Origin of the sequence: Streptomyces xinghaiensis S187 (genome assembly GCF_000220705.2) — a bacterium.
Classification (GTDB): domain Bacteria; phylum Actinomycetota; class Actinomycetes; order Streptomycetales; family Streptomycetaceae; genus Streptomyces; species Streptomyces xinghaiensis.
In genome coordinates this window covers 3,925,894-3,939,382 of the sequence record NZ_CP023202.1, presented here as the reverse complement: position 1 = coordinate 3,939,382, position 13,489 = coordinate 3,925,894, and the positions used below count along the sequence as shown (strand labels likewise).

Sequence of the window (13,489 nt, the reverse complement as noted above, 5' to 3'; positions counted from 1 at the left end):
ATGTCGACTTTGATGCGAGCACCACGAGCATGCGGTTCATGGCACTGGGAGCTCGATGATGTTGCCCCTTCTGGTCTTGAGTCGGCATTGACCGTCGCCGCGAGGATGACCGAGGTACTGAATGGCCTCGGTCTACTTTCCCCCGCCATGTTGGAATATGGATGGTTCGCACGCGGTTCCGGGAGCGTCGGAATCATCAGCAGATTGATCCTCAGTTCGCCGATCGATGACCCGAGCGTTCCCGGTAGAGTTCTGGGAAGTCAGCCTTCAGCATTCCCCGATGCACAGGTCAAACGCTTCGAAGTCATCGGCTCCGGGACATGGTTCGACGCAGCGGGCAAGTCGCGCAGGGAACATCAACTCGTGGAACTCTCCTTCAGGCTGTACCGGGCCGGGATGTCCGCCAAGATCACGGTGCACCATGACGTCTGGAAATGGTTCGACTTCACCGGACGGCCACATCCGGAGGTTTACAACCGCAACGCCCCCCGGCTCGCCGAGGCGCTGCGAGAACTCAATTCGGTACTCGGCGTGGAACTGGAGCCCGGGGAACCGACCTATTACGGCACCCCGATGGAATCGGGGATCGTCACGCCCGATCCGGACGAAAACGGCATGGGGCTGGATGTCACGGACCTGATGTGATCACCACCGACCCCATTGGCGACTGGAGTTGGGAAATCACCCCGGGCGCTGCTGCAGCCCGGCCCCGCCGCTCCGTAGAGATCGCAGGAGCGATCCGGGACATTCTGGCCGACCACCAACTCTCAATCCCATCGGAGAGGGCAGATTTCACCGTGCGTCCTCTCAGTGACATGCGGGATGCCCGGGTCAATGGCCTGAACCTGGTGTTGGAGGCTGACCCGCTGAGGGCCGGAACGGCTCTCTCGGCGGCTGTCGCACAAGCGGAATCGCTCGACGGAGAGTTTCTGGTCAGCCTGCGGGCGCGATGCCCGGGATTCCGGTGGGAGGCCGGTGTGAGACACCGCGCCGAGCAGTTGTTTGCCATCCAGGTCCAGATGTGGGGCGCTGATCACATCGAAGTGACACTGGAGACGTACTCGGATGCCTGGCTCACGCAGGACACTCGTGGCCGCGAGCAGGCCGCCGTGTACGCGGGCAATGCCCCAAGACTGGCCGCAGCCTTGAAGGAAATCTCCGCTCTGCTGGGTACCGCTCCGGTCCCAGGAGATCCGAATCGTTACGCGACCCCCACCGAGACTGGCTTCGAGGACCCGAGGACCGACGGGCCGGCGTTCGACGACTCATGGGGCACCTTCGAGGGCGCCGCGCGATCCCGGCGGCTCCGCTCCATGATCGCGCCCAGCGAGGACGAGTACGAGAACATCACGGATCACCCGGTGCGCTACTTCACAGTGCGGCGCAGCGGTCAAGTACTGGGCTATGTCTGGGCCTCCGTCGGCGACAACGCCGCCGGCTACACGCCCCGGACACCCGCCGGGGACGACGCCTTCGAGGCCGGGGCGCAGTGGCTGCTGCGACTGCGGGAGGCACACGGTGAGGGTCTCACCGCACTCAACGCGCTGGACTGGGTCGCCGAACATCCGCCGCTCCCGGAGTGGGGCTCCATCGCGGAGACGGAGCCCGCGGAAGCGCCTTCACTCGACGCCTTGGAGGAATTGCCCGGCCGCTACTGAGCACACCGGCACACGGAACATGCCGATCCCCCCGCAGACCGACGCAGAGACCGACCAAGGCAGTCATGTCCACCCTGATGCGCGCGCCGAAAGAATGCGGTTCCTGGTTCTGGGACCTCGACGAGACCGCCCCGCCGGGTCTGGAATCCGCCATGGAGACCGCAGAGAAGTTGGCGGGAGTGCTGAAAAAACAAGGACTACTCTTTCCTTATGAACTCGAATACGGCTGGTACGTTCTCGACTCGGGTTACACCGGCATGAGAAGCACACTTTCCGTTTCGGCTCCACTGAACACCCCGAATATTCTCGCGAGACTGCGTGGCAGCCGACCCACCGCGTTCCCCGACGCACAGATCGACGATGTGTACGTCGTGGGTTCGGGAACCTGGATCGACGCAACGGGAAACTCCCGCAGGGAACCGCGGCTAATCGAACTCTCGGTCTGTTCGCAGCCCATCGGACTGTCGGCCACGCTTGCCGTGCACCACGACATCTGGAAGTGGTACGACTTCTCCGGACGTCCACACCCCGAGGTGTACAACCGGAACGCCCCTCGGCTCGCAGAAGCGTTACGTGAGCTCAACTCCGTCCTCGGCGTGTACCCCGAAACGGGTGAACCGACCATCTTCGGCGTTGCCATGGAACTGGGCATCGATACGCCGGCTCCTTACGACGACGGTTCCGGACCCGACGTCATGGACAGTCTGTGATCGCTACTGAGTCCATCGACGACGGCTTCAGCGGATCGCTCCGGGCCGCAAGGAGAGCCTGGTCAGACGGGCCTCCGGCCAGCTCGCCTTCCCGTCCCTTCGCACGGAAAGCACCCGATGACTCAAGACGTCATTGCCCTCACCCCCCGGATGCCGGATGTCAAGACGCTGCTGGCCGGGCTATACGCCGGTGGGCCCGATCTGCGTGTGAACCGGGCGGCGGGTGGGTCGGTTGTGCAGTTGTGCGCGGATGACGGTCGGGTGCTGGTGTCGCTGGAGGCGCCTCGCTACGTGCAAGTGCCGGGTGAGACCGGGAGGTTGCTCGGGGCGGAAGTCGCTTCTGGCGGTCCCGTGTGGTGGACGGAGGTTCGGGCGGTCAGCACGTCCAGGGAGGCCGGGCGGCTGGCCGGGTCCGTGGCCGGGCGGCTGACCGCCGTGCTCGGGGGTACGACCTGGCCTCGGGACGCCGCGCACACCGGGGTCGTGGCCGTGCCCGCGCAGCCCTCCGCCTCGTCCGCCGCCTCCGCCGGCGAGAGTTCGGCGGACGAGGGCGCGGCGGGCGGGTCCGGCGGCGCCGCGGGGATCGACGTGCTCACCGCGCGGGCCGCCGTCGTCATCCAGGACCGGCCCGTCGTGGCCGCCACCACTTGGCTCACCGATGTCCTGGGCACGGCCGCCCCGGCCGAGCGCGAGGTGCAGATCCTCACCCCGCCCGGCACCCGGCTGACCCTGGCCGCCCGCACCCTGCTGGCCCGGATGCCCGCGCGCTGGGTCGTGCGGGACGAGGAGTGCGGCTACTACGACGGGCTCTCCGGGGCCGTGCTGAGCTGGCGGGACGGCGGGGAGGACGGCGGGGAGGATCAGGGCGGCCGCTTCCGTCCGGTGACGTCGGGTCCGGATGACCGCCCCCGTATCGCTCGCGCCTTCGCGGCCCCCGTCCGGGCCGGTTCCGCCTCGGCCGACGCCTCCGTTGACCAGGGTGACGGTGCGGGAGTCGGCGCCGGTGAACGGCAGGTGCTGCTGTCCCTCCGGACCGTCCACCCCGCCACCGGGGAACTGCTTCTCGGCGGCGCGCTGGAGACGGCTTGGCAGGTGTTGACCGGGGCGCCGCCCGCCGGATGGTCCACCGCCGAGCCGGTCAACCTGCCCTGGTCGCGGCGGCAGTTGACGGAACTGGCGCGCGGGCGGGCCCGGGAGGGGCTGCCCAGCTGGATCACGGCTGTCGGTCATCCCGAGCGCCCCGCCCTGGCCACCGTGCGCGTCAGCCACACTCCTCTCGGCGTCGAGGAGCACATCACGCTCGCCCTGGGGTATGCCACCGGGGAGGCCCCGCCTGAGGATTCCCTGCGCGAGTTGGCCGAGGCCCTCGCCGCCCGGCACCACCTCGCCACGATGCTGGTCCGGCTCCGTGCGGCCCGCGCCGATCTGACCACCCCGGCGCACTTCGAACCGGCGCCCGTGCCGGTGTCGTTCACGCTCGGCGCGGACGCCGTTCACGAACTGGGGCTCGACCACGCCCTCCGCGCACCCGCCCCGGCGCCCCCCACCCGGCTCGGGCCCCCGGTCCGCCCGGCGCTGCACTACGTCCTCGGTGGCGGCGGCGATCCGGCGGCAGGCGGCGAGGCGCTGCAGCGGCTGTACCGGCATCTCAAGACCCCCTGAGCCACTCCGTCTCGCACACGGCGGCGGGGCGGTCGGGACCGGGACGGAGCCGGGCGGCCGTCGTCGTCAGACCGGATCGAGCGTGGTCAGCAGGGCGTCGACCAGGGCGCGGTCGTGTGCGTGGGTGAGGCGGGGGCGGGCGGCCCCGGGCTTGAGCCAGAGGAGGCGGTCCACCTCCGGGTTCGGGACGAAGCGTTCACCCGGTCCCACTTCCGCCGCCCAGTAGCGGACTTCCTTCGGGCGGCCGCTGACCGTGTAGCGCACGGTGGGCAGTGCGGGGCCCGGCTCGCAGGCCATGCCCGTCTCCTCGGCGACCTCGCGCAGCGCGGCGGTCAGGGCCGATTCGCCCGGGTCCAGCTTGCCTTTGGCGTGCGACCAGTCGTCGTATTTGGGGCGGTGGACCAGGGCGATCTCGATGCCGCCCTCCGGGGCGCGCCGCCACAGCACGCAGCCGGCGGCACGGATGGTGCCACCCGGCCGTTTGGACTGCGGCTCGGTGGCGGGTCCGTGCCCCAGCTCGGGTTCGTGTGCGGGTTCGGCTGCCCGGGCCGTGGGCTCCTGCCCGTGCGGGTGTTCGCCCGGCTGCCCGTCCGCCCGCCCGTCCGCCCGCCGGGGCGTGCCGCCGTGGTTCTCGTCGCCGTTCATAACGCGCCCGTCGCCAGTCGCTGCCAGATACGGCCGAAGACTAGACGAGCCGCTTCCACCTCGTGCCGCTGGTCCGCGTGGAGCACCCCCAGCGCGTAGGCGGTGGCCGGGGCGATCCGCGGGGTGCGGGCCGCGGCGGCGGCAGCGGCCGCGGCCTCGGCGGCGTCCCGGTGCTGTTCCAGCGCTTGGCCCGCGCTCTGCAGGGTTTCCGCCACGGGGTGCGCGCCGGAGTGCGGCGGTACCTCGTACGCCCCTGCCCGGTCGAGCACTTCCTGCGCGTACCGGCAGAGCCGCACCAGCAGCCGCACCTGGTGCCACCGGGCGTCCTGCCGTTCGGCTGCGGGCGGTGCGTCGGCCGAGCCGGTGGCGGCCAGCGCGTGGGTGAGCGCCTCCGCGTTGTACGGGTGGGACGCGCGGCTCAGCGGCAGTGACTCGACGGCCTCGCCGAGCCGCCGGTACGCCGCCTCCGCCAGGGGCGGCAACACCTCGTGGGCCGGCCGCCCGGCGGTGTCCGGGGCGAGCGGAACCTCGGAGGCCAGCAGCGCTATGGCGTCGGCGACCGCATGGAAGCGGGAGGAGCCGAGGGCCTGGAGCGCGGCGGAGTGCGCGCGGGTCCGGGCGAGCGTCAACTGCCGTTCCAGCAGCGCCCCGGCGCGGGCGGCGCCCATGGTGAGCGTGCCCCTGGCGGAGGTCCCGGCGGACGGGGTGCCACCTCCGCTGCCACCTCCGCTGCCGCTTCCGCGCTGCGGCCCGACGAGGGGCACGGCCGGGTCGTTCCGGCCGGTTGTTCCGGTGCCCGGCGGCGCCGCTTCCGCCCCGGCGCCCGGTCCGCGGCCGTCGGCGGGCCCGTTCCCGTACGCGCTCCCGGTCCCCGCGTCGTTGCCGTAGGCCGCGACGGAGATCCGGCCGGTCCCGTGCGGCCCGGCGGCCTCGGCGCCCCCGTCCCCGGCGCCCGCGGCCTCGTCGGTGTCCGCGTCCTCCGCACCGGTAGCGTCAGCCCCCGCGGCCCCCGTACGACCGTCCCGGGCCCTGCCGCCCGCCCGGGCCGGGTCGCCCGCCGCTCCCGCGCCCGCACCCGAATCCGGTCCCGCACCCGAATCCTGCCCCGCGCCGCGATCCGGCCCCGGGACCGAACCCCCGGCCGGTACGGCCCCGTCCCCGTCCCCGTCGTCCCCCGCGCCGCCCGACAGCCGCCGCAGGGCGCCGCGCAGCCGCTCCAGCCGATCGGCGTAGCCGTGTTCGCGGGCCAGCGTCGTCGACAGCCAGGTCAGTTCGGCGGAGAGCGGGTCGGCCCATCCGGTGTCGGTGAGGGCCCGGTAGGTGTGCAGCGCCCCGCCGATGCGCCGTGCGGCGCGGCGCATCTGGAGCAGGGCCTCGACGGCCTCCTCCGCGTCGGAGCCGCTCTCCCGGTGCAGCCGCAGGCTGCGCAGGAACTCCGCCGCCTGCGCGTGCAGATACGCCGCCAGCACCTCGCCGGCCGTGCGGTCGCTGAGTCCGTGGCCGGTGAGCCCGTGGCCGGTGAGCCCGCCACCCGCCGGTCCGCGGCCCGCCGTGATCACGGCGGGCCCTCCCGGCGCGGGGAGGCCGGCCGCGGAGGGCGGCCCGGCCGGGCCGGCCGGGCCGTGGGCGCGGGTGGTGCCACCCGTGGGGTCATGTCGCTGGGCCACGCCGGCGCCTCCGGGCGTCGATGAGCATCTCCTGTACGTTCCGCAGCGGCTGTCCCTCCGTGTCCACCGCGTGCCGGGTCCAGTTGCCGTCCGGGCCGAGGTGCCAGGAGGCGGTGTCGTCGGACATGCCGGTCTCGAGCAGCCTGCTGAGCGACTCGCGGTGCCCCGGGTCGGTCACGCGCACCAGGGCCTCGATCCGCCGGTCCAGGTTGCGGTGCATCATGTCGGCGCTGCCGATCCAGACCTCGGGGTCGCCGCCGTTGCCGAAGACGAAGACCCGGGAGTGTTCGAGGAAGCGGCCGAGGACGCTGCGCACCCGGATGTTCTCGGACAGCCCGGCGACGCCCGGCCGCACCGCGCAGATGCCGCGCACCCACACGTCGACCGGCACGCCCGCCCGGGCGGCCCGGTAGAGGGAGTCGATGAGGACCTCGTCGACGATCGAGTTGACCTTGAACCGGACGGAGGCGGGCCGCCCCGCCCGGTGGTGCGCGATCTCCCGGTTGACGCGCTGCACCAGGCCGTCGCGGAGCGAGGTGGGCGCGACGAGCAGCCGGCGGTAGCTCGCGCGGCGGGAGTAGCCGGAGAGCCGGTTGAAGAGGTCCGAGAGGTCGGCGCCGACGTCCGGGTCGGCGGTGAGCAGCCCGAGGTCCTCGTAGAGCCGGGCGGTCTTGGGGTGGTAGTTGCCGGTGCCGACGTGCGAGTAGCGGCGCAGCGTGTCGCCCTCCTGGCGGACCACCAGGGAGAGCTTGCAGTGCGTCTTCAGCCCGACGAGGCCGTAGACGACGTGGCAGCCGGCCTCCTCCAGCTTCCGCGCCCACTTGATGTTGGCCTGCTCGTCGAAGCGCGCCTTGATCTCGACGAGGACGAGCACCTGCTTGCCGGCCTCGGCGGCGTCCGCGAGGGCGTTGACGATCGGCGAGTCGCCCGAGGTGCGGTAGAGCGTCTGCTTGATAGCGAGGACGTCCGGGTCCTCGGCCGCCTGTTCGAGGAAGGCCTGCACGGAGGTGGAGAAGGAGTCGTACGGGTGGTGCAGCAGGACGTCCCGCTCGCGCATCGCCCCGAAGATGTCGGGCGCGGACGCCGACTCCACCTCGGCGAGGTCCCGGTGGGTGCCCGCCACGAATTTGCGGTACTTCAGCTCCGGCTTGTCCAGGGCGGCTATCCCGAAGAGCCCCGTGAGGTCCAGCGGGCCGGGCAGCGGGTGCACCTCCGCCTCGGTGATCTTCAGCTCGCGGATCAGCCGGTCGAGCACGTCGGGGGCCATCGACTCCTCGACCTCCAGCCGCACCGGCGGGCCGAAGCGGCGGCGCATGAGCTCCTTCTCCAGCGCCTTCAGGAGGTTCTCGGCGTCGTCCTCCTCCACCTCCAGGTCCTCGTTGCGGGTGACCCGGAACATGTGGTGGGAGAGCACCTCCATGCCCGGGAAGAGCTCCTCCAGATGGGCCGCGATCACGTCCTCCAGCGGCACGTACCGCTGCGGCGAGACCTCCTGGAAGCGGGAGAGCAGCGGCGGCACCTTGACCCGTGCGAAGTGCTCGTGGCCGCTGACCGGGTTCCGCACGACGACGGCCAGGTTGAGGGAGAGGCCGGAGATGTACGGGAAGGGGTGCGCGGGGTCGACCGCGAGCGGGGTCAGCACCGGGAAGATCTGCTGCCGGAAGAGGGTGAGCAGCCGGGCCTGCTCCGCCTCGGTCAGCTCGCGCCAGCGGATGAGGTGAACGCCCTCGTCGGCGAGGGCGGGCAGCACGTCCTGCTGGAAGCAGGCGGCGTGCCGGGCCATGAGCTCGCGGGAGCGGGTCCAGATGAGGTCCAGCACCTCGCGGGGCTGGAGGCCGGAGGCGGAGCGGGTGGCGACGCCGGTGGCGATACGGCGCTTGAGGCCGGCGACCCGCACCATGAAGAACTCGTCCAGGTTGCTGGCGAAGATCGCGAGGAAGTTCGCCCGTTCGAGCAGCGGGGTGGCCGGGTCCTCGGCGAGTTCCAGCACCCGCTCGTTGAAGGCGAGCCAGCTGCGCTCGCGGTCCAGGAAGCGGCCCTGCGGGAGCTCGGCGGCCGCCTCGTCGTCCTCCTCCCAGGTGTCCGGGTCGCCGTCGAGGTCCGGGTCGAGGTCGGAGGCCGCGGCGGGGACGACGGCGGTGGGGCGGTGCGCGGCGATGGAGCCCACGGACGGCTGCGGGCGCGCCTGAAGCTCGGCGGCGGGCCCCGGGTCGTCGGTGGCGGCCGGGGCGGTGGTGGCCGGGGTGGTCCGGGCCGATTCCTGGGCGCTGGAGTCGTTCATGTCCCCATTGTTCCGCGACGCGGTGGGGACCGGCTCGCCGGAAGGCGGTCGGGCGGCGCGGGAGGGCCGCCGGTGGGGGGCCGTCGGAACAGCGGGCTGCATTCGGCGATGCTCGCAAGCGAGTTTGAATCACCGGTAACGGCCACATGGCGGACAGGCAAGCGCGGGCCCTCGCGGAGGTGGCCGCGGCCCTGCCCTGGCCGGGAGGCGGGGGCCGCGGCCGTACGGGCCGGGGCCCGTCAGGTCTCCGTCCGGTACATCAGGTCCGTCTCGTGGACGGTGAACCCGAGGCCCTCGTAGACGCCGACGGCCGCGGTGTTGTCGGCGTCGACGTAGAGGAGGACGGCGGGCAGCCCGCGAGCCGCCAGGTACCGCAGGCCGGTCAGGGTGAGGGCCTTGCCGAGACCGCCGCCCTGCGCGTCGGGGGCGACGCCCACGACGTACACCTCGCCGAGTTCCTCCGCGCGGTGGATCTTCGTCCAGTGGAAGCCGACGAGGCGGCCGTCGCGCTCGGCGAGGAAGAAGCCCTCCGGGTCGAACCAGTCCTCGCTCTTGCGGTCGTCGAGGTCCCGCTGGGTGAGCGAGCCCTGCTCGGGGTGGTGGGCGAAGGCGGCCGCGTTGACGGCCAGCCAGGCCGCGTCGTCCTCGCCCGGCCGGAAGGTGCGGACGGTCACGCCCTCCGGCAGCCGGGGCTCGGGGAGGGCGTCGCCGGTCAACGGGCGGCGCATCTGCCGGAGTTCGCGGAAGAGGGTCAGGCCCAGCGCCTTCGCGAGATGGCGGGCGGCGGGATGGCCGCCGTGCGCCCAGACGCGGAGCCGCTGCCCGGTGGCCGTCAGCAGCGCCCGGCCCAGCGCCCGGCCGTGGCCCTGCAGCCGGTGGGCCGGGTGGATCACCATTTCGGCGGCGGGCGCCTCCACCGGGTCGGTGCCGTCCAGTTGGGCGTAGCCCGCGAGCGTGCCGCCGTCCGTCTCGCGGAGCAGGAAGTGCCGGACGCCCTCGCGCGGGCCCCCGCGCAGATTGAGCCGCCCCTGTTCGGACACCGCCTGGCGGCCGTCCTCGAGCGCCGCCCCGTCGATCAGTTCCCGTACCTCGGTGAGCAGTCCGGGCGGCACCTCGTCGACCATGTCGATCGTGCGGCCCGCGCCCACACCGTTCATCACGTCGCTCATGGCGCCGAGCCTACGACGCGGCGCTCCGGCCCGCCGCACCGCCGCCACGGCCGTCCCCACGGCCGTCCCCACCGCCGCCGCACCACCGCGGCACCGGGCCGCAACCCGCTCGTTACCCGACCGGCCCTGACACGCTACGCGCGTTGACCGTAGGCTGCGACGCACCGCATCGGTCTTCCACAGCCTGTGAAGGGGAACTCATGCCAGCCTCATCCCAACGGCGCCGCCGTGTGCGCCGGTTGACCGCAGGGACGGCCGTCCTGGCCGCCACGGCCGGGGTGCTGTCCGCCGCCGTGCCGGCCGGCGCCCACAGTGGTGACCGCGGCCGGCCCGGCCACAGCAGGACCGTCGACGTCCAGCTGCTCTCGTTCAACGACTTCCACGGCAACCTGCAGCCGTCGGCCGGCTCCTCCGGGCAGGTGACGCACGTTCACGAGGACGGCACGACGGAGAAGATCGACGCGGGCGGTGTCGAGTACCTGGCGACCTCGCTGCGCGAGGCCCGCAAGGGCAACCGCTACAGCGTGACGGCCGCCGCCGGCGACATGGTGGGCGCCAGCCCGCTGCTGTCCGGCCTGTTCCACGACGAGCCGACCATCGAGGCGATGAACAAGGTCGGCCTGGACGTCGCCGGCGTCGGCAACCACGAGTTCGACGAGGGCCGCGCCGAACTGGCCCGGCTCCAGAACGGCGGCTGCCACCCGGAGGAGGGCTGCTTCGAGGACGGCAAGGTGTTCGAGGGCGCCGACTTCCCGTACCTCGCGGCCAACGTGACGGACGAGAAGACCGGCAGGCCGGTCCTCAAGCCGTACACGATCTGGAAGCGCGGGGACGTCCGCATCGGCTTCATCGGCGTGACCCTGGAGGGCACCCCGGACATCGTGTCGGCGGAGGGCGTCAAGGGCCTGAAGTTCCACGACGAGGCCGAGACCGTCAACAAGTACGCCCGGATACTGGAGCGCAAGGGCGTCAAGTCGGTCGTCGCGCTGATCCACGAGGGCGGCTCCCCGGCGAGCCCGGCGTACAACTACGACTGCGACAGCCCGGGTCCGGGCGACGGCATCTCCGGGCCGATCGCGGAGATCGCGGGGAAGATCACCTCGCGGGTGGACGCGCTGGTCACCGGCCACACCCACCAGGCGTACGCCTGTACGATCCCCGACCCGTCGGGCACACCGCGCACGGTCACCTCGGCCGCCTCGTTCGGCAAGCTCTACACCGACACGACGCTGACCTACGACCGGCGCACCCGCGACATCGTGCGCACCGGCGTCAGCTCCGCCAACCACGTCGTCCGGCGCGACCAGCCCAAGGCCGCCGACATGACCGCGCTCATCGAACGCTGGAACACGATCGCCGCCCCGGTCGCGAACCGGCCCGTCGGCCACATCGCCACCGACATCCCCGGCCGCGGCGCCGGCACACCCGAACTGCCGCTCGGCGACCTGATCGCGGACGCCCAGCTGGAGGCCATGGCGCCCGCGGACAAGGGCGGCGCGGAACTCGCCCTGATGAACCCGGGCGGTATCCGCTCCGACCTGGCGTACGCCGCCTCGGGGAGCGAGGGCGACGGCGTGGTGACCTACGGCGAGGCCTTCACGGTGCAGCCGTTCACCAACATGCTCACGGCCGTCGACCTGACCGGCGAGCAGCTCCTGACCGCGCTGCGGCAGCAGGTCAGCGGCTCCAACGAGGCCTCCCCCAAGATCCTCCAGATCTCGGAGGGCCTCACCTACACCCTCGACCTGACGCGGTCGGGCGCCGACCGGATCGTCACGGACTCGGTGCGGCTGAACGGCGAGCCGATCGACCCGCAGCGCACCTACCGGGTCGCGATGAACGAGTTCCTGGCCGGGGGCGGCGACGGCTTCGCGGTCTTCAAGGAGGCCACGGACAAGTACGTCGGCAACTCCGACCTCGACGCCTTCACGGCGTACCTGGGAGCGCACTCCTCGGCGGAGGCGCCCCTCACGCCGCCGGAGGCGGACCGGATCACGGTCGTGCAGTAGTGCGGTAGCGCCGCGGTGCGGTCACGCCGTAGTGCGGTCACGCCGTAGTGCAGTAACGCAGGAGCGCAGGTGTGCGACCGGCCGCGCCGCCGGTCCAGGGGCCGGGCGGGGAGTTCTCCCGCCCGGCCCTCCGCTTGCCGCCGCCCCCCGCAGCCCGGCGCCCGGCTACTCCGCCGTCCCGGGCGGCGGATGCGGGGCGCCCGGCAGCCGTACCGCCGCCACCGTGCCGCCGCCGGGCGCCGGACGCAGCGCCACCTCGCCGCCGGACTGCCGGACGGAGCGGTCGACGATGGACAGCCCGAGCCCCGATCCGGGCAGCCCGCGCGCCGAGGGCGAGCGCCAGAACCGTTCGAAGACGTGCGGCAGTTCCTCGGCCGGCACCCCCGGGCCGTGGTCGCGCACCGTCAGCTCGCCGCCGGACAGCGCCACCTCCACCTCGCCGCCCGGCGGGCTGAACTTCACCGCGTTGTCGAGCAGGTTGACCACCGCGCGCTCCAGCGCGGCCGGCTCGGCCCGTACGTACCAGGGCGCCAGGTCCGTCACGATCGCGATGCCGGAGCCGCGCAGCCGGGCCCGTTCCACCGCCCGCGCGGCGATCTCGTGCAGCCCGACCACCTCCGGCGGTCCGCTGCCCGCCACCGCGTCCGGCCGGGCCAGCTCCTGGAGATCGCCGATGAGCGCCCCCAGTTCCGTCATCTGGGCGCGCACGGAGGCCAGCAGCGCGCGGCGGTCCTCCGCGGGGATCGCCCGGCCGGTCTCCTCGCTCCGGACGAGCAGGTCGACATTGGTCCGCAGGGAGGTCAGCGGGGTGCGCAGCTCGTGTCCGGCGTCGGCGATGAGCTGCTGCTGCCGGTCGCGGGAGGAGGCGAGGGCCGCGGTCATCGCGTTGAAGGAGCGGGACAGCCGGGCGATCTCGTCCCCGCCCTCGGCCGGGATGCGGACCGCCAAGTCCTCCGTCCTGGCCACGTGTTCGACCGCGCCGGTGAGCCGGTCCACCGGTTTGAGGCCGGTGCGCGCGATCCACAGACCGGCCGTGGCCGCGCCCAGCACGCCGATCCCGGCCACGGCGGTGAGCAGCAGCGCCAGCGTGTCCAGCGGCTCCTGGATCTCGCTCAGCGGCCGGGACACGGAGACCGCGTAGCCGGTGACGCCATCGCGCGGGCCGGGCCGCTCGGTCAGCACCCGCACGGGCTCGCCGCTCTCCGTCACCCCGTCCCGCAGCACCGTGTCCCGGGTTCCGGCGGCGACCTCGGTGTCCTCGGGCGCGACCCGCACGGGGCGGGAGTTGAAGCCCACGCAGCGGCGGCCGTCGTCCGTGACGACCTGGCCGTAGGCGATGCCGGGGAGCGTGCGTTCGTTCGTCGGGGGGTCGGTGGACTCGCAGTCGCGGACGGTCTGGGCGATGTAGGTCGGCGGGACGTTGACGTTGCGCAGGGAGGCGTCGAGCTGGGAGCGGAGCTGGTCCCGGGTGAGGAACCAGCAGGCGAAGGCGGACACGGCGACGGCGACGGCCACCGCGACCGCCGTCAGCAGCGTCAGCCGGGTGCGCAGGGGGAGGCGGCGGACCGTACGTCCCGGACGCCGGCCGGGCGGCGGGGCGGACGGCGGGGCAGGCGGCCCGGCGGGCGGCGGAGCAGCGGGCACGGGCGGGAGCGGCGGCGGAGCGGGCCGGGCGGCGGGCTCCGGGA

10 protein-coding genes are annotated in these 13,489 nt (G+C 72.9%); 5 read left to right on the top strand and 5 right to left on the bottom strand.

Translation table 11 applies throughout. The features are described 5' to 3' along the window. The 4 genes from SXIN_RS16975 (at position 1) to SXIN_RS16960 (ending at position 4,030) form a co-directional block, all read left to right on the top strand. Positions 1-645: a hypothetical protein gene (locus SXIN_RS16975; RefSeq protein WP_238153784.1), complete on the top strand. Its 645-nt coding sequence runs from the start codon at positions 1-3 to the stop codon at positions 643-645. Continuing rightward, on the top strand, positions 642-1,658 hold the full coding sequence (locus tag SXIN_RS16970; protein WP_019711294.1) for a hypothetical protein: 1,017 nt from the start codon (positions 642-644) through the stop codon (positions 1,656-1,658). Before SXIN_RS16975 ends, SXIN_RS16970 begins: the two co-directional genes overlap by 4 nt. A gap of 65 nt (positions 1,659-1,723) precedes the next feature. After that, complete coding sequence (locus SXIN_RS16965) at positions 1,724-2,368, top strand: hypothetical protein (protein ID WP_095757177.1); 645 nt, start codon at positions 1,724-1,726, stop codon at positions 2,366-2,368. A gap of 483 nt (positions 2,369-2,851) precedes the next feature. Beyond that, complete coding sequence (locus SXIN_RS16960) at positions 2,852-4,030, top strand: DUF6177 family protein (protein WP_337589352.1); 1,179 nt, start codon at positions 2,852-2,854, stop codon at positions 4,028-4,030. A gap of 66 nt (positions 4,031-4,096) precedes the next feature. Here the strand turns inward: SXIN_RS16960 and SXIN_RS16955 are convergent, their stop codons facing one another. The 4 genes from SXIN_RS16955 to mshD all read right to left on the bottom strand — a co-directional run bounded on the left by SXIN_RS16955 (position 4,097) and on the right by mshD (position 9,792). Beyond that, entirely contained in the window at positions 4,097-4,546 is a 450-nt protein-coding gene (locus tag SXIN_RS16955; protein WP_238153979.1) for an NUDIX hydrolase, read from the bottom strand. 125 nt (positions 4,547-4,671) lie between these two features. After that, on the bottom strand, positions 4,672-6,342 hold the full coding sequence (locus tag SXIN_RS16950; RefSeq protein ID WP_095757175.1) for a CHAD domain-containing protein: 1,671 nt from the start codon (positions 6,340-6,342) through the stop codon (positions 4,672-4,674). Next, positions 6,326-8,725 carry an RNA degradosome polyphosphate kinase gene (locus SXIN_RS16945; RefSeq protein ID WP_039823815.1) on the bottom strand — a complete coding sequence of 800 codons (2,400 nt, stop codon included), beginning with the start codon at positions 8,723-8,725 and terminating at the stop codon, positions 6,326-6,328. Before SXIN_RS16945 ends, SXIN_RS16950 begins: the two co-directional genes overlap by 17 nt. A 137-nt stretch (positions 8,726-8,862) precedes the next feature. Further along, positions 8,863-9,792 (bottom strand): mycothiol synthase, encoded by a 930-nt coding sequence (gene mshD, locus SXIN_RS16940; protein WP_019711301.1) that lies wholly within the window; start codon positions 9,790-9,792, stop codon positions 8,863-8,865. 200 nt (positions 9,793-9,992) lie between these two features. Here mshD and SXIN_RS16935 point away from each other — a divergent pair, with 200 nt between their 5' ends. Then, positions 9,993-11,801, top strand: coding sequence for a bifunctional metallophosphatase/5'-nucleotidase (locus tag SXIN_RS16935; RefSeq protein WP_039823817.1), 1,809 nt, complete (start codon positions 9,993-9,995; stop codon positions 11,799-11,801). A 165-nt stretch (positions 11,802-11,966) separates the two neighbouring features. Here the strand turns inward: SXIN_RS16935 and SXIN_RS16930 are convergent, their stop codons facing one another. Then, positions 11,967-13,445 (bottom strand): HAMP domain-containing sensor histidine kinase, encoded by a 1,479-nt coding sequence (locus SXIN_RS16930; RefSeq protein ID WP_420341054.1) that lies wholly within the window; start codon positions 13,443-13,445, stop codon positions 11,967-11,969. Positions 13,446-13,489: the final 44 nt, after the last annotated feature.